Annotated in this window: 18 protein-coding genes, 1 rRNA gene and 1 riboswitch; of the genes, 13 read left to right on the top strand and 6 right to left on the bottom strand. The window is 70.4% G+C overall.

The features are described from left to right. The first annotated feature begins 56 nt into the window (after window positions 1-56). The 11 genes from rrf (at window position 57) to ACIQ6Y_RS19200 (ending at window position 10,494) form a co-directional block, all read left to right on the top strand. Window positions 57-173: ribosomal RNA gene (rrf, locus tag ACIQ6Y_RS19250) — 5S ribosomal RNA — on the top strand. A gap of 108 nt (window positions 174-281) precedes the next feature. Further along, entirely contained in the window at window positions 282-890 is a 609-nt protein-coding gene (locus ACIQ6Y_RS19245) for a CDP-alcohol phosphatidyltransferase family protein (protein WP_404040048.1), read from the top strand. 115 nt (window positions 891-1,005) lie between these two features. After that, on the top strand, window positions 1,006-3,501 hold the full coding sequence (locus ACIQ6Y_RS19240) for a sugar phosphate nucleotidyltransferase (RefSeq protein WP_404040045.1): 2,496 nt from the start codon (window positions 1,006-1,008) through the stop codon (window positions 3,499-3,501). A gap of 97 nt (window positions 3,502-3,598) precedes the next feature. After that, the gene (locus ACIQ6Y_RS19235; protein WP_404040043.1) at window positions 3,599-4,522 is read left to right on the top strand and encodes a DUF881 domain-containing protein; all 924 of its coding nucleotides are present in this window, start codon (window positions 3,599-3,601) and stop codon (window positions 4,520-4,522) included. Then, window positions 4,519-4,851 carry a small basic family protein gene (locus tag ACIQ6Y_RS19230; protein ID WP_003988855.1) on the top strand — a complete coding sequence of 111 codons (333 nt, stop codon included), beginning with the start codon at window positions 4,519-4,521 and terminating at the stop codon, window positions 4,849-4,851. Before ACIQ6Y_RS19235 ends, ACIQ6Y_RS19230 begins: the two co-directional genes overlap by 4 nt. 5 nt (window positions 4,852-4,856) lie before the next feature. After that, on the top strand, window positions 4,857-5,690 hold the full coding sequence (locus tag ACIQ6Y_RS19225) for a DUF881 domain-containing protein (protein ID WP_404040040.1): 834 nt from the start codon (window positions 4,857-4,859) through the stop codon (window positions 5,688-5,690). A gap of 61 nt (window positions 5,691-5,751) precedes the next feature. Then, window positions 5,752-6,714, top strand: coding sequence for an FHA domain-containing protein (locus tag ACIQ6Y_RS19220; protein ID WP_404040037.1), 963 nt, complete (start codon window positions 5,752-5,754; stop codon window positions 6,712-6,714). 20 nt (window positions 6,715-6,734) lie between these two features. Further along, window positions 6,735-7,472, top strand: coding sequence for a MerR family transcriptional regulator (locus tag ACIQ6Y_RS19215; RefSeq protein WP_404040034.1), 738 nt, complete (start codon window positions 6,735-6,737; stop codon window positions 7,470-7,472). Window positions 7,473-7,548: 76 nt separating this feature from the next. Beyond that, complete coding sequence (locus ACIQ6Y_RS19210; RefSeq protein WP_109294339.1) at window positions 7,549-8,022, top strand: bifunctional nuclease family protein; 474 nt, start codon at window positions 7,549-7,551, stop codon at window positions 8,020-8,022. A 306-nt stretch (window positions 8,023-8,328) separates the two neighbouring features. Next, window positions 8,329-8,973, top strand: coding sequence for a MerR family transcriptional regulator (locus ACIQ6Y_RS19205; RefSeq protein ID WP_404040031.1), 645 nt, complete (start codon window positions 8,329-8,331; stop codon window positions 8,971-8,973). 69 nt (window positions 8,974-9,042) lie between these two features. Further along, a complete protein-coding gene (locus ACIQ6Y_RS19200) occupies window positions 9,043-10,494 on the top strand; it encodes a DNA polymerase IV (RefSeq protein WP_404040028.1) in 1,452 nt (483 codons plus the stop codon). 261 nt (window positions 10,495-10,755) lie between these two features. Here ACIQ6Y_RS19200 and ACIQ6Y_RS19195 read toward each other — a convergent pair whose 3' ends face one another. Beyond that, window positions 10,756-11,157, bottom strand: a complete 402-nt coding sequence (locus tag ACIQ6Y_RS19195) for a PRC-barrel domain-containing protein (RefSeq protein ID WP_404040025.1) — start codon at window positions 11,155-11,157, stop codon at window positions 10,756-10,758. Window positions 11,158-11,271: 114 nt separating this feature from the next. Further along, a riboswitch (glycine riboswitch) is annotated at window positions 11,272-11,367 on the top strand. Between the two features lie 175 nt (window positions 11,368-11,542). Here ACIQ6Y_RS19195 and gcvP point away from each other — a divergent pair. After that, the gene (gcvP, locus tag ACIQ6Y_RS19190; RefSeq protein ID WP_404040022.1) at window positions 11,543-14,428 is read left to right on the top strand and encodes an aminomethyl-transferring glycine dehydrogenase; all 2,886 of its coding nucleotides are present in this window, start codon (window positions 11,543-11,545) and stop codon (window positions 14,426-14,428) included. A gap of 78 nt (window positions 14,429-14,506) precedes the next feature. On the opposite strand, the gene ACIQ6Y_RS19185 is transcribed toward gcvP, so the two are convergent. Next, window positions 14,507-15,577 (bottom strand): ABC transporter ATP-binding protein, encoded by a 1,071-nt coding sequence (locus ACIQ6Y_RS19185; RefSeq protein WP_404040019.1) that lies wholly within the window; start codon window positions 15,575-15,577, stop codon window positions 14,507-14,509. Here ACIQ6Y_RS19185 and ACIQ6Y_RS19180 point away from each other — a divergent pair. After that, window positions 15,576-15,701 (top strand): hypothetical protein, encoded by a 126-nt coding sequence (locus ACIQ6Y_RS19180; RefSeq protein WP_404040016.1) that lies wholly within the window; start codon window positions 15,576-15,578, stop codon window positions 15,699-15,701. The genes ACIQ6Y_RS19185 and ACIQ6Y_RS19180 overlap by 2 nt on opposite strands. 50 nt (window positions 15,702-15,751) lie before the next feature. Here the strand turns inward: ACIQ6Y_RS19180 and ACIQ6Y_RS19175 are convergent, their stop codons facing one another. The 4 genes from ACIQ6Y_RS19175 to ACIQ6Y_RS19160 all read right to left on the bottom strand — a co-directional run bounded on the left by ACIQ6Y_RS19175 (window position 15,752) and on the right by ACIQ6Y_RS19160 (window position 18,861). Continuing rightward, a complete protein-coding gene (locus ACIQ6Y_RS19175) occupies window positions 15,752-16,522 on the bottom strand; it encodes an ABC transporter permease (RefSeq protein WP_404040129.1) in 771 nt (256 codons plus the stop codon). Between the two features lie 437 nt (window positions 16,523-16,959). Next, complete coding sequence (modA, locus tag ACIQ6Y_RS19170; protein WP_404040013.1) at window positions 16,960-17,760, bottom strand: molybdate ABC transporter substrate-binding protein; 801 nt, start codon at window positions 17,758-17,760, stop codon at window positions 16,960-16,962. Between the two features lie 162 nt (window positions 17,761-17,922). Further along, the gene (locus tag ACIQ6Y_RS19165) at window positions 17,923-18,324 is read right to left on the bottom strand and encodes a molybdopterin-binding protein (protein WP_404040010.1); all 402 of its coding nucleotides are present in this window, start codon (window positions 18,322-18,324) and stop codon (window positions 17,923-17,925) included. A gap of 330 nt (window positions 18,325-18,654) precedes the next feature. Then, entirely contained in the window at window positions 18,655-18,861 is a 207-nt protein-coding gene (locus tag ACIQ6Y_RS19160) for a DUF5999 family protein (RefSeq protein WP_404040007.1), read from the bottom strand. Between the last annotated feature and the right edge of the window lie 90 nt (window positions 18,862-18,951).

Genomic DNA, 18,951 nt, shown 5'->3' with positions numbered 1-18,951 from the left:
ACCACGAACAACCCCACGTTGTCACAGGCGTGGTGCGGTTGACAGTTTCATAGTGTTTCGGTGGTCATAGCGTAGGGGAAACGCCCGGTTACATTCCGAACCCGGAAGCTAAGCCTTACAGCGCCGATGGTACTGCAGGGGGGACCCTGTGGGAGAGTAGGACGCCGCCGAACTCCTTTTATAGCTCCGGCCCTTGGGTTGATACCCGAGGGCCGGAGCTTTTTTGCGTTGAGGTAAGGTCAGGGGGCATCGTCGGCACGTTTACCGCAGGAGGCCCCCGGGTGGAGGTCCAGGAGACCCGCGTCCAGACGGACAGGGTGCTCACCATCCCGAACATCCTCAGCATGGCCCGTCTCGTCGGCGTGCCCCTCTTCCTGTGGCTGATCCTCAGGCCCGAGTTCGGGGGGCCGAAGAGCGATGGCTGGGCTCTCCTCGTGCTGGCCCTGAGCGGGATCAGCGACTATCTGGACGGCAAGCTGGCGCGTCGGTGGAACCAGATCAGCAGCCTCGGCCGGCTCCTGGACCCCGCGGCCGACCGGCTCTACATTCTCTCGACGCTGGTCGGACTCACCTGGCGCGAGATTCTGCCGCTCTGGCTGACCGCTGCACTCCTGGCGCGGGAGTTGGTCCTGTTGGTGATGGTGGGTGTCCTCCGCCGGCACGGGTATCCGCCGCCCCAGGTGAACTTCCTCGGGAAGGCGGCTACATTCAACTTGATGTACGCCTTCCCCCTGCTCCTGCTCAGTGACGGAAGCGGTTGGATCTCGTCACTCGCTGCTGTTTTCGGATGGGCGTTCGCCGGATGGGGTACAACCCTCTACTGGTGGGCAGGAGTCCTCTACGTGGTACAAGTCCGCCGTATCGTTCGGGCGGACGCCATGGCCGATTGAACTCGCGGATTGGCGCGGCTGTATCGCCGCGATGGCCCGCAACGGAAATGTGCGGGACAATTCGGACGGGTGAAGTCGGCTAGACCGTCGTCTCTTCGAGGAGGACGCTTCCGACATGAAGGCCGTCGTGATGGCCGGAGGCGAAGGCACGCGCCTTCGCCCCATGACCTCAAGCATGCCCAAGCCGCTCCTGCCGGTGGCCAACAGGCCGATCATGGAGCATGTTCTGCGGCTGCTCAAAAGGCATGGGCTCAATGAGACCGTCGTTACCGTGCAGTTCCTGGCCTCACTGGTCAAGAACTACTTCGGTGATGGTGAAGAGCTCGGCATGGAGCTCACCTATGCCAACGAGGAGAAGCCACTCGGTACTGCCGGAAGCGTCAAGAACGCCGAAGAGGCGCTGAAGGACGACGCTTTCCTGGTCATCTCCGGTGATGCGCTCACCGACTTCGACCTCACCGATCTGATCCGTTTCCACAAGGAGAAGGGCGCGCTCGTCACCGTCTGTCTGACGCGTGTGCCCAATCCGCTGGAATTCGGCATCACCATCGTCGACGAAGAGGGCAAGGTCGAGCGGTTCCTGGAGAAGCCGACCTGGGGACAGGTCTTCTCCGACACCGTGAACACCGGCATCTACGTGATGGAGCCCGAGGTCTTCAACTACGTCGAGGCCGATGTGCCCGTCGACTGGTCCGGCGATGTCTTCCCGCAGCTGATGAAGGAAGGCAAGCCGATCTACGGCTACGTGGCCGAGGGCTACTGGGAGGACGTCGGCACCCACGAGAGCTACGTCAAGGCCCAGGCCGATGTCCTCGAGGGCAAGGTCGACGTCGAGATCGACGGATTCGAGATCTCGCCGGGCGTGTGGGTTGCCGAGGGCGCAGAAGTGCATCCCGATGCCGTGCTGCGCGGGCCGCTCTACATCGGTGACTACGCCAAGGTCGAGGCCGGCGCCGAGATCCGGGAACACACCGTCGTCGGGTCGAACGTGGTCGTCAAGAGCGGCGCGTTCCTGCACAAGGCCGTGGTGCACGACAACGTGTATGTCGGCCAGCACAGCAATCTGCGGGGATGCGTCGTCGGCAAGAACACCGACATCATGCGCGCGGCCAGGATCGAGGACGGCGCGGTCATCGGCGACGAATGCCTGATCGGTGAAGAATCGATCGTCCAGGGCAACGTGCGGGTGTACCCGTTCAAGACGATCGAGGCCGGTGCCTTCGTCAACACCTCGGTGATCTGGGAGTCCAGGGGACAGGCGCATCTCTTCGGTGCCCGTGGCGTCTCCGGGATCCTGAATGTGGAGATCACGCCCGAGCTGGCCGTGCGGCTCGCCGGCGCCTACGCCACGACCCTGAAGAAGGGCTCGACCGTCACCACGGCCCGCGACCACTCCCGCGGTGCTCGTGCGCTGAAGCGGGCCGTCATCTCCGCGCTGCAGGCCAGCGCCATCGACGTACGCGACCTGGAGAACGTACCGCTGCCCGTGGCGCGGCAGCAGACGGCGCGGGGAAGTGCCGGCGGGATCATGATCCGGACGACGCCCGGGGTGCCGGACTCGGTGGACATCATGTTCTTCGACGGGCAGGGTGCCGACCTGTCGCAGGGCGGCCAGCGCAAGCTGGACCGGGTGTTCGCGCGGCAGGAGTACCGGCGGGCCTTCCCCGGGGAGATCGGGGACCTGCACTTCCCGGCGAGCGTCTTCGACTCGTACACCGGGTCGCTGCTGCGGAACATCGACACGACCGGGATCGCGGAGTCGGGGCTGAAGGTCGTCGTCGACGCGTCGAACGGCAGTGCCGGTCTGGTGCTGCCGAGCCTGCTCGGCAAGCTCGGGGTGGACGCGCTGACGATCAACCCCGGTCTGGACGAGGCGCGGCCCACCGAGACGGCGGAGGCGCGGCGGTCGGGGCTGGTGCGGCTCGGCGAGATCGTGGCGTCCGCGCGGGCCGCGTTCGGCGTGCGGTTCGACCCGGTCGGTGAGCGGCTGTCGCTCGTCGACGAGAAGGGCCGCATCGTCGAGGACGACCGGGCGCTGCTGGTGATGCTCGACCTGGTGGCCGCCGAGCGGCGCAGCGGGCGGGTCGCGCTGCCGGTGACGACCACGCGGATCGCCGAGCAGGTGGCGGCGTACCACGGGACGCAGGTGGAGTGGACCACGACGTCGCCGGACGACCTCACGCGGGTGGGCCGGGACGAGTCGACCATCTTCGGCGGCGACGGCAAGGGCGGCTTCATCGTCCCGGAGTTCAGCGGCGTGTTCGACGGTACGGCGGCCTTCGTACGGCTGATCGGGCTGGTCGCGCGGACGCAGCTCACGCTGAGCCAGATCGACGCGCGCATTCCGCGTGCGCACGTCCTCAAGCGTGATCTGGCGACTCCGTGGGCGGTCAAGGGGCTCGTCATGCGGCGGGTCGTGGAGGCGGCCGGGGACCGCTTCGTGGACACCACCGACGGTGTGCGTGTGGTCGAGACGGACGGGCGCTGGGTGATGGTGCTGCCCGATCCCGCCGAGGCGGTCACCCATCTGTGGGCGGAAGGCCCGGACGACGCGTCCGCGCAGGCCCTGCTGGACGAGTGGTCGGCTGTCGTGGACAGCGCCGGACGGTAAAAAGGCAGCACACGCGCGTGCCGGACAAGTGCCCCCAAGGGGGCCTGTCCGGCACGTGGGTGGGGCCATTCGGAGGTACCGGCTGCGACATGCGACGATGTGCGGCATGTCGCAGCCCCCCGTTCGGAGCACTACCGCGCACCCCCCGCGCCCGGACGCGTCCATGTCGCTGCTCACCAACGTCATGGACCACAGCCTCGACGACGGCTACGCCGAGGCGGCGGCCCGGAAGACGGCCGCGGGCGAGGGAGGTCTGCCCAGGACGCTCCGGGCGAAGCTCGGACTCGCCGCAGGGCTGGTGCTCGCGGCGCTCGTGGTGACCGTCGGCGCGGCGCAGGCGCGGGTCGCGGCCCCGGTCGTGGCCAAGGAGCGCGAGGAGCTCATCGACCGGATCGGTCGGGAGACCGACGCCGCGGACGAGCTGGAAGAGTCCGTGGAGGCGCTGCGCGACGACGTCGGGGCGCGGCAGCGGGAGGCCCTCAAGGACAGCGGGGGCGGCGACCAGGGAGAGCTGGTCAGTCTGCTCTCGGGTGCCGTGGAGGTGCACGGGCCCGGAGTGAAGCTGGTCGTCGACGACGCCGAGGAGACCGCCGAGGGCGGGGACGGCGACCCGCGTGGGACGTCGGGCTTTTCCGACACGGGCCGGGTGCGCGACCGGGACCTGCAGCGGGTGGTGAACGGGCTGTGGGAGTCGGGTGCCGAGGCGATCTCCATCAACGGGCAGCGGCTGACGGCGCTGTCCGCGATCAGGGCCGCGGGTGACGCGATACTGGTCGACAACAGGCCGCTGGTACCGCCGTACACGGTGCTCGCGGTAGGGGACGGGAAAAAGCTGAGCACCCGGTTCCAGGACAGTGCCGACGGGCTGTATCTGCACGTCCTGCAGGAGAACTACGGGATCCGCACCGCCCTCTCCGTGGAGGAAGACCTCCGGCTGCCGGCCGCGCCGAGCCTGATCGTACGTACCGCACAGCCGAGAACCGAGACAGCACAGCCGCAAGCTGAGAAGGGCACATCGTGATCGCCGTACTGGGCCTCGTCGTGGGAGTCGTGGCCGGCCTGTTGGTCCGGCCTGAGGTTCCGGCGGTGGTCGAGCCTTATCTGCCGATCGCCGTCGTGGCGGCGCTGGACGCCGTCTTCGGCGGCCTGCGGGCCATGCTCGACGGGATCTTCGACGACAAGGTGTTCGTGGTGTCGTTCCTGTCGAACGTGGTCGTCGCCGCGCTGATCGTGTTCCTCGGCGACAAGCTGGGCGTGGGGGCGCAGCTGTCCACGGGCGTCGTGGTCGTGCTCGGCATCCGTATCTTCTCCAACGCCGCCGCGATCCGCCGGCACGTCTTCAGGGCGTGAGGCCGATGAGCAACCAGGACGAGTCGCCCGAGAACCGGCTGCGCAAGGAGCTGCCCGAGGAGGTGCCCGCGACGGCGCCGGCGGTCGGGCCGCCCGTGCGGGACGCCGAGCCCGGGCTCACGGGCCGCGGGCGGCTGGTGAAGGGGTTGTGGCCGCCGCGTGTCAGCCGGGCCCAACTCATCGTCGCCGTGCTGTTGTTCGGTCTGGGCTTCGGTCTCGCGGTCCAGGTCGCGTCCAACAGCGACGGCGACACGGCCCTGCGCGGCGCACGCCAGGAAGATCTTGTGCGCATCCTCGATGAACTGGATGACCGTACTCAGCGTCTTGAGGACGAGAAGCAGGGTCTCGAGCAGCAGCGGGACGAGCTGGAGAACAGCTCCGACCAGGCGGAGGAGGCCCGTAGGCAGACGGTCGAGAAGGAGAGGCAACTCGGCATCCTGGCGGGCACGGTGGCCGCGCAGGGGCCCGGGATCACGATGACCATCGACGACAGCAAGGGCACGGTCGAGGCGGACATGCTGCTCGACGCCATCCAGGAGCTGCGCGCCGCCGGTGCGGAGGCGATCCAGGTGAACGGCGTGCGGGTGGTGGCCGGGACCTATCTGACGGATTCCGACGATCGTGTGAGCGTCGACGGGAACAAGATCAACGCGCCCTATCGTTTCAAGGTCATCGGCAAGCCTCAGGATCTCGAACCGGCACTCAACATCCCGGGAGGCGTGGTGCAGACTCTGGAGAAGGAGCAGGCCACCGTTACTGTCGAGCGGTCGGACAAGATCGTTGTGGACGCCTTGCGAGCAGCGAAGCGGCCTGACTACGCTCGGTCGTCCTCCCAGTGAACCGGGGGTGCATGGGGGCCGTCCGTCGAGGGCATGAGGTTGCGGGGGGTCGGCGCACCGATTGGGTGGTGCGTGGTGGAAACTGTCTGGTGGATACGGACGTTGTGAGGATGTCCGGGTCTTCCGGAGTGTGCAGTCAGGGTTCGTCCTGCCCCACGGGCGGGTCTGTTTCGGTCAAGGGGAATCGCCCGTGAAGTTGTTTGCGAAGTTGTTCGGCAAGAGCGCGCGAGAGGGCAGCGACAGCAGCGCCACCGCTCGTCATCGCGCACAGCCCGACGCCGAGGGTCAGCGCCCGCTGTTCCGCGACCAGGTCGCTGGGCCGGGCGGCGACATCCCCGGTGGCCAGGGCGCGCCGTCGGTTGACCCTGCCCAGGCCTCAGGCATAGGTTTCGGGCAACCGTCGACCTCAGGTGCGGGCGGAGGGTACGCCCCCGGCCCGTACGCGTCCAACGCCCCGGCGGGGCAGCCGCGGCAGGAGGAGCCGTCCATGTCGGCCCTGGTGTGTACGAGGTGCGGTCACCGCAACGCGGAGAACAGCCGGTTCTGCTCCAACTGCGGCGCTCCGCTGCGGGCGGGTGCCGTCCCCGAGCGGGCGTCCGAGACGACCTCCACGATCTCGATCTCGGGTCTTGAGGCCTACGACGCCGAGGTGACCGGTCAGACGCAGCTCCCGGCGCTCTCTCCCGAGGCGCAGGCCGCTGTCGACGCGCTGCCGCTGGGTTCGGCGCTGCTGGTCGTGCGGCGCGGCCCGAACTCGGGCAGCCGCTTCCTGCTGGACGGCGAGCTGACCACGGCGGGCCGCCACCCGCAGAGCGACATCTTCCTGGACGACGTGACGGTCTCGCGCCGGCACGTGGAGTTCCGGCGCCAGCCGGACGGTTCGTTCACCGTCGCCGACGTGGGCAGCCTGAACGGCACGTACGTCAACCGTGAGCGGATCGACCAGGTCGCGCTGTCCAACGGTGACGAGGTGCAGATCGGAAAGTACCGACTCGTTTTCTACGCGAGCCGGCAGAGCATCTGACCCACCCCCAGGGAAGGTCCATGCTTCATACACCGAGCGGCGGTGCCGGGAGCGGCACCGCCGCCGCGGACAGTGGTCTGATGAGCATCGGCACGGTGCTGAACGTGTTGCGCGACGAGTTCCCCGAAGTGACGATCTCCAAGATCCGTTTCCTGGAGTCGGAAGGGCTCATCGAGCCGCAGCGGACCCCCTCGGGGTACCGCAAGTTCAGCGCCAGCGACGTCGAGCGCCTCGGCCAGGTGCTGCGGATGCAGCGGGACCACTATCTGCCGCTGAAGGTCATCCGCGAGTACCTGGACGCCGTCGAGCGCGGCGAGGACGTACGGCTTCCGGCGCTCGGCCGGCAGCGGGACGGCGAGGCGCTGCCGGAGGCGGCCGAGGGGCCCACAGTGGCCCGGATCGGGCGCGCGGAGCTGCTCGCGGCGGCCGGCATCGACGAGGCCGAATTGGCCGAATGGGAGTCGTATGGCCTGGTCACCCCGCTGTCGGACGGGGTGTACGACGCCGAGGCGGTGACCGTGGCCGCGTTGGTCACCGAGCTGGGCCGGTTCGGCATCGAGCCGCGGCATCTGCGGATGGTGAAGGCCGCGGCCGACCGTGAGGCCGGTCTGGTCGACCAGGTGGTGGCCCCGCTCAGACGGCACCGCAACCCGCAGACCCGGACCCATGCGGAGGCCCGTACCAAGGAGCTGGCGGGGCTCACGACGAAGCTGCACGCGGCGCTGCTGCAGACCGCGCTCGGGGTCCGCCTGCCCTGAGCGGCGGCGGCCCGATCGGGTCCCGCTCCCGGGCCCCGACTACCCAAAGGTCCCGGGCACGGCCTAGGGTTGCTGTGTGAACGAGCTCGATGTCGTAGGTGTCCGGGTCGAAATGCCCTCCAACCAACCGATCGTGCTCCTGCGTGAAGTGGGAGGCGACCGCTACCTCCCCATCTGGATCGGGCCGGGGGAGGCGACCGCGATCGCTTTCGCCCAGCAGGGCATGGCCCCCGCACGGCCGCTGACCCACGACCTGTTCAAGGACGTGCTGGAGGCCGTCGGCCAGGAGCTCACCGAAGTACGCATCACGGACCTGCGTGAAGGCGTCTTCTATGCCGAGCTGGTCTTCGCCAGCGGCGTCGAGGTGAGCGCCCGCCCGTCCGATGCCATAGCGCTGGCGTTGCGCACCGGCACGCCGATCTACGGCAGTGACGGGGTGCTCGACGACGCGGGCATCGCGATTCCGGACGAGCAGGAGGACGAGGTGGAGAAGTTCCGCGAGTTCCTCGACCAGATCTCGCCCGAGGACTTCGGCTCCAGCAACCAGTGAGACGCGGTGCGGCCGGCTGGGCGGAGGTTTCGCCGGGCCGGCCGTACGATGTGTCGTCGCCGATGCGACGGTGCCGAGGGCCCCTTCGGGAGTGGCGTGTCGGCGCGGACGACTCGGCACATGCCAGCGGCGATTGAGAGCGTCCTGCGGCCTCCCGGGAGCGCATTCGGCTAGCCTTTCCCCGCGACGGGATACGGGAAACCACTCCTAGGGTGATTATCACTCGGCGTGCCGAGTGTGGCGATCGTTGACGCACCCTTGGTGACTGCCTACCGTCGAGAGGGCAGGTCAAGGACGGAGGTCGGCGTGAGAAGCAGCGGCGACGGTACGGCTGGGGGTGCCACCGGACGCAGTCCGGGGGAGAGCGGTCCGTACCCGCTTCATGGCGGCGCGTCCGATCACGCTCCGAAGCGGCCTACGGCCGTGCCCAGCGGCGGAGGGGCGGCGTCCATGGCGACCGAGGAGATCGGCTATCGCGGGCCGACGGCCTGCGCGGCCGCCGGTATCACCTACCGGCAACTGGACTACTGGGCGCGCACCGGGCTGGTGGAGCCGAGCGTGCGGCCCGCGTACGGGTCCGGGACCCAGCGTCTGTACAGCTTTCGGGACGTCGTCGTCCTGAAGATCGTCAAGCGGTTCCTGGACACCGGGGTGTCGCTGCAGAACATCCGCAGCGCCGTGCAGCATCTGCGGGAGCGCGGGTTCCGTGACCTGGAGCGCATGACGCTGATGAGTGACGGTGCCACCGTCTACGAGTGCACCTCGCCCGATGAGGTCCATGCCCTGCTGCAGGGCGGTCAGGGCGTCTTCGGTATCGCCGTCGGTGTGGTGTGGCGGGACGTGGAGAATGCGTTGTCGCAGCTGCACGGGGAGCGGATCGACACCGGGGAGACGCTGATCGGGCACAACCCGACGGACGAGCTGGCCAGGCGGCGCAACAAGGCCGTGTAGCGCCTGCCACCGGCTTCGCCCGGGGTGTGGGCGGGGCCATTGTCAGTGGTGTGGTGCAGCATCGGAGATGTGAGAACCGCGCCCACGATCCTGCATCTCGACATGGATGCCTTCTTCGCCTCGGTGGAGCAGGCGTCCAAGCCGAGCCTGCGCGGGAAGGCCGTCGTGGTGGGCGGTCTCGGGCCGCGTGGGGTGGTGGCGACCTGCTCCTACGAGGCACGGGTGTTCGGGGTGCACTCGGCGATGCCGATGGCGCAGGCGCGGCGGCTCGCGCCGAACGCGGCGTATCTGGTTCCGCGGGGAGGGCTGTACCGGGCGATCAGCGAGCAGGTGATGGGGCTGCTGCGGGCGCTGTCGCCGTTGGTGGAGCCGCTGAGCCTGGATGAGGCGTTCGTGGACCTGGAGGCCGGTGGGGCGGCCTGGGACGGGGAATCCGCGCGGCTGGCCGGGGAGAGACTGCGCGCGGACATACGGGCCGTCACAGGGCTCACCGGATCGGTGGGGCTGGCCGCGTCCAAGATGCTGGCGAAGATCGCCTCGGAGCAGGCCAAGCCGGACGGCCTGGTCCTGATCCCGCCGGGGACCGAACGCGAGCTGCTCGGGCCCATGTCGGTGCGGACCCTGCCGGGGGTGGGGCCGGCGACCGGGGACCATCTGAGACGGGCGGGCATCCACACCGTCGAGGAGCTCGCCGAGGCGGGCGAGGACGAGCTGGTGCGGCTCCTGGGGAAGGCCCACGGGCACGCCCTCCACGCCATGGCACTCGCGCATGACGAGCGGCCGGTGGTGGCCGAGCGGGAGGCGAAGTCGGTCTCCGTCGAGGACACCTACGACGTGGACATCCATGAGCGGGTGCGCATCGGCCTGGAGGTGCAGCGACTGGCCGACCGGTGTGTGCGGCGACTGCGGGGGGCCGGCCTGTCGGGGCGGACGATCGTACTGAAGGTGCGGCGGTACGACTTCTCGACCTTGACACGGTCGGAGACGCTGCGGGGGCCCACGGACGACCCCGCGGTCGTGCGGGAGGCCGCGCTGCGGCTGCTGGACTCCGTCGACACCACGGGTGGGGTGCGGCTGCTCGGGGTCGGGGTGAGCGGGCTGGCCGACTTCACGCAGGAGGACCTGTTCGCGCAGGCCGCCGGGGAGGCGGAGACGGGCGACGAGGAGGAGACGGCCGAGGAGGCGGCGCGGGAGCCGGTGGAGCCCGAGGAGCGGCGGTGGGCTCCTGGGCATGACGTGCGGCACGCCGAGTACGGGCACGGGTGGGTGCAGGGCAGCGGGCTCGGGCGGATCACCGTGCGGTTCGAGACGCCCTGGTCGGAGCCGGGGCGTGTGCGGACGTTCCGGATCGACGATCCCGCGCTCGAGCGGGCGGAGCCGTTGCCGTTGGTCCAGGGCGTGGAGGGAGTGGAGGGGGTGGAGGAGGAGGAGCGTGTGGAGGGCGTGGTGGAGGCTGCGGAGGTGTCTGAGGTGCCTGGGGTGCCTGGGGTGCCTGGAGTTCACGGGGCTTCGGCGGTGTAGCTGCCGTGCCCTTGGCCGTGGGACGTGGGACGTGGGCCGTGGACCTTGGCTCGGTGGGGCGGGCTGTGCTGTCCGGCGACGGCGGGGGCCGTCCGCCTAACCGTCCCTGCTGGCAGTCGGCAGTCGGCAGTCGGCAGTCGGCAGTCGGCGGTCGGCGGTCGGCGGCCGACGTGATGCGTGCCCCCTGTGGCGCTCAGGGGGCGGCGAATACGCGGGACTACCCCCGGACGGCACCCGGGCGGGGCTCCGGCTGCGGGGAGGTCATTGGGGATGCGTGTGCGGGTCGTGGTCGTTGTGGGGGTCCTGGCCCGCGACGTTGCCGAAGTCCCGGTCGGGGGGCGGGGGTGAGGGGGCCACGTTGAGGCCGTAGTGGTGGTAGAGCTGGAGTTCCTGTTCGGGGGAGAGGTGGCGGCCGACGCCGAAGTCGGGGGCGTCCTTGATGAGGGCTCGGTCGAAGGGGACGTGGAGTGTGCCCTCGATCAGCTCGCTGGGCTCCAGGGGGACGAAGGCGTCTCTGGAGAACAGGCCGGTGCGTATGGCCGCCCATTCCGGCACGCCGGTCGCGTCGTCGAGGTACACCTCGTCGATCGTGCCGATCTTGGTGCCGTTGCGGTCGAACGCCTTGCGGCCGATCAGGTTGCGCGGATCGATGTCGGTCTGCACGAGCCCTCCACTTGGTCGCAAATCATCCGTAAGCACTACGAAAGAGCACATTTGGGTGCGCGGCCACTCGAAGGCTCGTGCGGTGGGCGCGCTGGTAGGCTTGCAGACGGCTGCTGACCCCGTGCGGGAGAGTCCTCCGATCGTCACCGGAGGCGCCGAAGGAGCAAATCCTCCCCGGAATCTCTCAGGCCCACGTACCGCACGGACGAGGTCACTCTGGAAAGCAGGGCGGATGTCGACGGCTTCCGCTCTCACCGACGGTGAAAGCCGGGCGCCCTCGGGCGGCCGGTGAAGCTCTCAGGTTGAGATGACAGAGGGGGAGGCCGTCGGGGTACCCGCGCCGTGGTGCCCCTCGAAGGTCGCGTCAGACCAGGAGGCCTCCGCAATGACCGCCCAGCGCATTCCGCTCTCCGAGCTCGAACAGGGCATCCCCTTCGAGCAGCGTCACATCGGGCCCGACCAGGAGGCGCGGGCCAAGATGCTCGCGCAGGTCGGCTACGGCTCGCTCGACGAGCTCACCGCCGCCGCGGTGCCGGACGTGATCAAGAACGGCGACGCCCTCGACCTGCCGGGCGCCCGCTCCGAGGCCGAGGTGCTGGCCGAGCTGCGCTCGCTGGCCGACCGCAACCAGGTCCTCGGCTCCATGATCGGGCTCGGCTACTACGGCACCTTCACCCCGCCGGTCATCCTGCGCAACGTCATGGAGAACCCGGCCTGGTACACGGCGTACACGCCCTACCAGCCGGAGATCTCCCAGGGACGTCTGGAAGCCCTGCTGAATTTCCAGACGATGGTCGCCGAGCTGACGGGGCTGCCGACCTCCGGCGCCTCGCTGCTCGACGAGGGCACCGCGGCCGCCGAGGCCATGGCGCTGTCGCTGCGGATGGGGAAGAACAAGAAGGGCCTCTTCCTGATCGACGCGGACGCGCTGGCGCAGACCATCGCCGTGATCGAGACCCGCGCCGAGCCGACCGGTGTCGAGGTCGTCGTCGCCGACCTGAGCGAGGGCATCCCGGCCGAGATCGCCGCGCGTGAGATCAACGGCGTGCTGATCCAGTACCCGGGCGCCTCCGGTGCCGTACGCGACATCAAGCCGGTCATCGACCAGGCGCACGAGCTCGGCGCGCTCGTCACCGTGGCCGCCGATCTGCTGGCGCTGACGCTGCTGAAGTCGCCGGGTGAGCTGGGCGCGGACATCGCGGTCGGTACGACGCAGCGGTTCGGTGTGCCGATGGGCTTCGGCGGACCGCACGCCGGTTACATGGCCGTGCGCGAGAAGTTCGCGCGCAGCCTGCCGGGCCGGCTCGTGGGCGTGTCCGTGGACGCGGACGGGAACAAGGCGTACCGCCTGGCTCTCCAGACGCGTGAGCAGCACATCCGCCGGGAGAAGGCCACCAGCAACATCTGCACCGCGCAGGTGCTGCTCGCGGTGATGGCCGGGATGTACGCCGTCTACCACGGCCCCGAGGGGCTGAAGAGCATCGCCGGGCGGACCCACCGCTACGCCGCGATCCTGGCTGAGGGGCTGAAGGCCGGCGGTGTTGACGTCGTTCACAGCTCTTTCTTCGACACGGTCAGTGCACGCGTCGAGGGCCGTGCGGCCGAGGTCGTCGCCGCGGCGCGTGTGAACGGTGTCAACCTGCACCTCGTCGATGCCGACCAGGTGTCGATGTCCTGCGACGAGACCACCACGCGGGACCAGCTCCAGGCCGTCTGGGCCGCCTTCGGTGTCGAGGGCGACGTCGAGGCGCTGGACGCGGCCGCCGGTGAGGCGCTGCCCGAGGCGCTGCTGCGCACCGACGACTACCTCACCCACCCGGTCTTCCACCAGCACCGCTCCGAGACCGCGATGCTGCGCTACCTGCGCAAGCTCGCCGACCGTGACTACGCGCTGGACCGCGGCATGATCCCGCTGGGCTCCTGCACCATGAAGCTCAACGCGACCACCGAGATGGAGCCGGTTACCTGGCCCGAGTTCGGCCAGCTGCACCCCTTCGCGCCCGAGGAGCAGGCCGAGGGCTACCTCACCCTCATCCACGAGCTGGAGGACCGTCTCGCCGAGGTCACCGGCTACGACAAGGTCAGCCTCCAGCCGAACGCCGGCTCGCAGGGTGAGCTGGCCGGTCTGCTCGCCGTACGCGGATACCACCGCGCCAACGGCGACGAGCAGCGGACCGTCTGCCTGATCCCGTCCTCCGCGCACGGCACGAACGCCGCGAGCGCCGTGATGGCGGGCATGAAGGTCGTCGTCGTGAAGACCGCCGAGGACGGCGAGATCGACGTCGAGGACCTGCGGGCGAAGATCGAGAAGCACCGCGACGAGCTGGCGGTGCTGATGATCACGTACCCGTCGACGCACGGTGTGTTCGAGGAGCACGTCGCCGACATCTGCGCCCAGGTGCACGAGGCCGGCGGTCAGGTGTACGTCGACGGTGCCAACCTGAACGCACTGGTGGGCCTGGCCAAGCCGGGGCACTTCGGCGGCGACGTCTCGCACCTCAACCTGCACAAGACGTTCTGCATCCCGCACGGTGGCGGTGGCCCGGGCGTCGGCCCCGTCGCGGTCCGCGAGCACCTCGCGCCGTACCTGCCGAACCACCCGCTCCAGCCGTCGGCCGGCCCCGAGACCGGTGTCGGTCCGATCTCGGCCGCGCCGTGGGGCTCCGCGGGCATCCTGCCGATCTCGTGGGCGTACGTCCGTCTCATGGGCGGCGAGGGGCTGAAGCGGGCCACGCAGGTGGCGGTGCTGTCCGCCAACTACGTCGCCAAGCGTCTGGAGCCGCACTACCCGGTGCTGTACACCGGCCCGGGCGGGCTGGTCGCGCACGAGTGCATCATCGACCTGCGGCCGCTGACCAAGGCGACCGGCGTGACCGTCGACGACGTGGCCAAGCGGCTCATCGACTACGGCTTCCACGCGCCGACGATGTCCTTCCCGGTGGCCGGCACGCTGATGATCGAGCCGACCGAGTCCGAGGACCTGGCCGAGCTGGACCGATTCTGCGACGCGATGATCGCCATCCGCGCGGAGATCGAGAAGGTCGGCGCGGGCGAGTGGCCGGCCGAGGACAACCCGCTGCACAACGCCCCGCACACCGCGGGTGCGCTCGGCGGGGAGTGGAAGCACGCGTACTCGCGCGAGGAGGCCGTGTTCCCGGCCGGGGTGTCCGTGGCCGACAAGTACTGGCCGCCGGTGCGGCGCATCGACCAGGCGTACGGTGACCGGAACCTGGTGTGCTCCTGCCCGCCGCTGGACGCGTACGAGGACTGAGGTCCGAGTCAGGCCTGAGGCCCTGCCCCTGCTCTGCGGGGGCGGGGCCTCTCGCCTTTCTGCTCTCTGCTCTCTGCCTTACGCCGGGTAGGCGTGCGTCTGGGTCGCCTTGACCGTGGCCCAGACCTTTGTGCCGAGGTGGAGGTCGAGTTCGGCGGCGGCGACGGTGGTGAGGTCCGCGGCGAGGGGGAGGTCGCCGGTGAGGGCCACGCGGATCTGGTCGCCGTGGGTCTCCAGGCCGGCCACCTCGCACTGCCACAGGTTGCGGGCGCTGGAGCCGGTGGGGTGGTCGCCGAAGAGGGTGACGGCGCTGGGCGGGAAGGCCACGAAGGCGGGGCCGGTGAGGTGCTCGGTGGTCGTCACGGTGGGGCCGGCGTCCAGGCGGACGGTGTGGCCGTCGGCCTCGCCGCGGTAGAGGTTCAGGCCGACGAGCTGGGCGATGTAGTCCGTGCGGGGGCGGCGCGCGATCTCTGACGGGGTGCCCTCCTGGACGATATGGCCCTCCTCGATCACGACCAGGCGGTCGGCGAGCACCATCGCGTCCAGCGGGTCGTGGGTGACGAGTACGGCCACCGCCTCGAAGTCGGCGAGGTGGCGGCGGAGTTGGGCGCGCACCTCCAGGCGGGTGCGGGCGTCCAGTGCGGCGAGGGGCTCGTCCAGGAGCAGCAGGCGGGGGCGTACGGCCAGGGCGCGGGCGAGGGCCACGCGCTGGGCCTGGCCGCCGGAGAGGTGGCGGGGCTTGGTGGTGGCGTGGTCGGCCAGGCCCATACGGGCCAGCCACTCGGCGGCCTGGGCGCGGGCCTCCGCCTTGGGGGTGCCCTGGCAGCGGGGGCCGAAGGCGACGTTGTCCAGGGCGGTGAGGTGGGGGAAGAGCAGGTAGTCCTGGAAGACGACCCCGACCGGGCGCGCCTCGGGTGGGGTCTGCTCAAGGGGGGTGCCGTCGAGGTGGAGGTGGCCCGCGGTGAGGGGCGTGAGGCCGGCGAGGGTGCGCAGGGCGGTGGTCTTGCCCGCGCCGTTGGGGCCGAGGAGGGCGAGGACGTCACCTGGGGCCGCGGCGAGGGAGACGTCCAGGTGGAAGGGGGCGTGGTCGACGATCAGGCGGGCGTCCAGGCCGGGCTGGGGCGCGGGCGGGGTGCGTGGGGTGGTCATGGTGTCGGCGTCCCTGGGGCTGCGGTTCGGGCCTGGGTTCGTTGTGCGGGTGCGGGTGCGGGTGCGGGTGCGGGTGCGGGTGCGGGTGCGGGTGCGGGCGCGCGGCTGCCGGTGGCTGGGATAGCCACGTGGGTTTGCGGCCGGCAGCCCGCGGCTGCTTCGGGCTGTTCGGTTCTACGGTGCTCTCATCCAGCGGTCCCGCAGGCCCGCCAGTACGGCGATCGAGACCGTCAGGAGGACCAGGCTCAGGGCGATGGCCGCGGCCGGGTCGTTCTGGAGGGCCAGGTAGACGGCGAGGGGCATGGTCTGTGTGCGGCCGGGGAAGTTGCCGGCGAAGGTGATCGTCGCGCCGAACTCGCCCAGCGCCCGGGCCCAGGCGAGGACCGAGCCCGCTGCGATGCCCGGGGCGATGAGGGGCAGGGTGACGCGGCGGAACGCCGTGAAACGGGAGGCGCCGAGCGTGGTGGCGGCCTCCTCGTAGCGGGGGTCGGCGGCACGCAGGGTGCCCTCGACGCTGATGACCAGGAACGGCAGCGCCACGAAGGTCTCCGCGATGACCACGCCCGTCGTGGTGAAGGGGAGCGTGATGCCGAACCAGGCGTCCAGCCACTGCCCGACCACGCCGTTGCGGCCGAGGGCCAGCAGCAGGGCCACGCCACCGACGACCGGGGGCAGCACGAGGGGCAGGGTCACCAGGGCGCGTAGCAGGCGGCGGCCCGGGAAGTCGGTGCGGGCCAGCAGCCAGGCCAGGGGGACACCGAGGACGAGGCTCAGGGCCGTCGCCGCTGTCGCGCAGACCAGCGACAGCCGCAGCGCCTGCCACACCTCCGGGCTGGTCAGCTGCTCGGGCAGGGTGCTCCAGGGCGTCCGGACGAGCAGGGCGAGGAGGGGGAGGAGCAGGAAGGCGAGGCCGAGGAGTGCCGGGATGAGGAGGGGGAGGGGGATCGGGGTTGTGCGGGTGCGGGGTTTGAGGGTGCGCGGCCTTGGGGTGCGGGGGCGCCGAGGGGCGGAGGGGGCGGGGTGCGGCTTGCTCCTGCCGATCGGGAGGCCAGGGTCGGAGGGCGCCGGGTGAGGGTTGCTGGTGCCGCCTGTGCCGCCTGTGCCGCCTGTGCCGCCTGTGCCGCCTGTGCCGCCTGTGCCGCCGGTGCTGCCTATGCCGCCAGTGCCGCCAGTGCGGCCTGTGCCGCCATCTGTGCTGCCTGCGCCTGCTGTGCCGCCCCTATGGCCGGGGAGAGAGCCTCCCGCGGCGGTCCCGGTCCCGCTGTACGACGGCTTCAGCTCCCCCTCGCGCGACTCAGCACGACACGTGTTCTCCCAAGACGGGCCGAGGCCGGCTTGGGGTGGGTCGGCGGTGGGGTCGTTCTTCCAGGGCGTGGGGCTGGTCATGGCTTCAGGAACCCTGCGTCCGTGAGGATCTTCTGGCCCCTGGGGGACTTCACGAGGTCGATGAAGGCCTGGGCCGTTTCCGTGTGGTGGGCGTTCTTGAGGAGGGCGATCGGGTAGTCGTTGATCGCGTCGGCGGACTCCGGGAACTCCACGCCCTGGACCTTGTCGCCCGCCGCCTTCACGTCCGTCTTGTACACGACCGCGGCGTCGGCCTCGTCCAGCTCGACCTTCATCAGCGCACCCTTGACGTCCTGTTCGTAGGAGACGGGGGTGAGCTGGAGGCCGGCGGCGTCCAGGGCCTTCTGGGCGGCGGAGCCGCAGGGGACGTCCTTGTCGCAGAGGACGACCTTCAGGCCGGGCGCGGTGAGGTCCTTGAGGGAGGAGATGTCGTCCGGGTTGCCGGGCAGCGTGGCGATCGCCAGCTCGTTGCGGACGAAGGTGGTGGGGGTGCCCGCCGCGGCGCCCGCGTCCGTCACGAGGGTCATCGTCTTGGGGCTGGCCGCGGCGAAGACGTCGGCGGGGGCGCCGCCCGTGATGCTCGCGGCGAGCGAGTCGCTGCCGCCGAAGCTGAAGGTGACGTGCGCGCCAGGGTGCTGCCGCTCGAACTCCGCGCCCAGTTTCGTGAAGCTCTCCTTCAGGGAGGCGGCCGCGAAGACCGTGACCGTGCCGGACACCTTGCCGGAGGAGCCGGCCGCCTCGGATCCGGGCGAGTCCGAGGACGCACCGCAGGCCGAAAGGGCCAGCAGCACGATCCCTCCCACGATGGCGCGGAGTGTGCGTACGGATCGAGTCGTCACAGGGTCCCTCCCGGGCGTCGGCCGTCGCGCAGGGCATGCCGGAGCGGCCCTGCCGATACGTCGATCATAGTGACGCAGATGCTGGCCCAAGGTCTGCTGGAGCATCGCATGAGCGAGCGCAAGCATCCATGTCGATCCGCACATGCGGTTGCCGCGGGAGGTCTACGTACGGTCGATGTGTACGTTTGTCGACTTCACCCGGGCCGTGGCCTCCATGCCGACCTCCAGCCCCAGCTCCTCCACGGCCTCGCGGGTCAGCAGTGAGACGAGTCGGTGCGGGCCCGCCTGGATCTCCACCTGGGCGGCGACGTCGCCGAGCTTGATGGCCGTGACGATGCCGGGGAAGGCGTTGCGGACCGAGGTGTACGGGGGCTCGTCGTCGTCCGGGGTGGTGGACGCCCTGGCCAGCTCCACCGAGAACGCGGCGAGGTCACGCCCGTCGATGAGCCGGCGGCCGGTGTCGTCGCGGTGGGTGGCCACGCGCCCGGCGTCGGCCCAGCGGCGCGCGGTGTCGGGGCTGACGCCGAGCAGACGGGCGGCCTGGCCGATGGTGTAGGACTGCATGACCGTCACGATATGGCGTGCCGTGACGCCTGGTGGACGCCGGGCGGGCCCCGCCCGGCGACCCTTCGAACGCCCCGTCGCATCTGCGGGCCTGACGGCCGCCGCCGGTGACGGGTCGCGCGCATACGTCGGGGCCGGTGCGCGGCGGTGCGCCGCGGGCCGGCCCCTGTCGGTGCGTGACGCCGCCGGCCGTGGCGACGCCTTGTCGTCGTGGCGCCTCCTGCCGTGGCCGACGCCTGTCGTCCTGCGGGGGCGCCTCCAGCCGTGGCCGGCTGACGCCTGTCGTGCGTTGCGCGGGCGCCTCCCGCAGTGGCCGGCGCCCTGGGCTGCTCAGGCGGCCGTCACGACCCTGCTGGTGTCCAGCGGGCGGTGCGGGGCGATGATCTGGCCGTCCGGCAGGAGCTCACCGGTGTCCTCGAAGACGACGACGCCGTTGCAGAGCAGGCTCCATCCCTGCTCCGGGTGAGCCGCCAAGAGGCGGGCGGACTCACGGTCGGCGGAGTCGGCTGAGGGGCACGGTGGCTGGTGCTGGCACATGGATGGGATCTTTCGCTCGGTCGTGGTGGATGAGATGGCTGTGGTGTCTGTCCCGCGGCGTGAAGAGTCGTTCATGGCCGCCCCCCGTTG

Source organism: Streptomyces sp. NPDC096205, assembly GCF_044763135.1.
In the GTDB taxonomy this organism is placed as follows: domain Bacteria; phylum Actinomycetota; class Actinomycetes; order Streptomycetales; family Streptomycetaceae; genus Streptomyces.
This window is presented reverse-complemented; position numbering and strand designations above follow the sequence as displayed.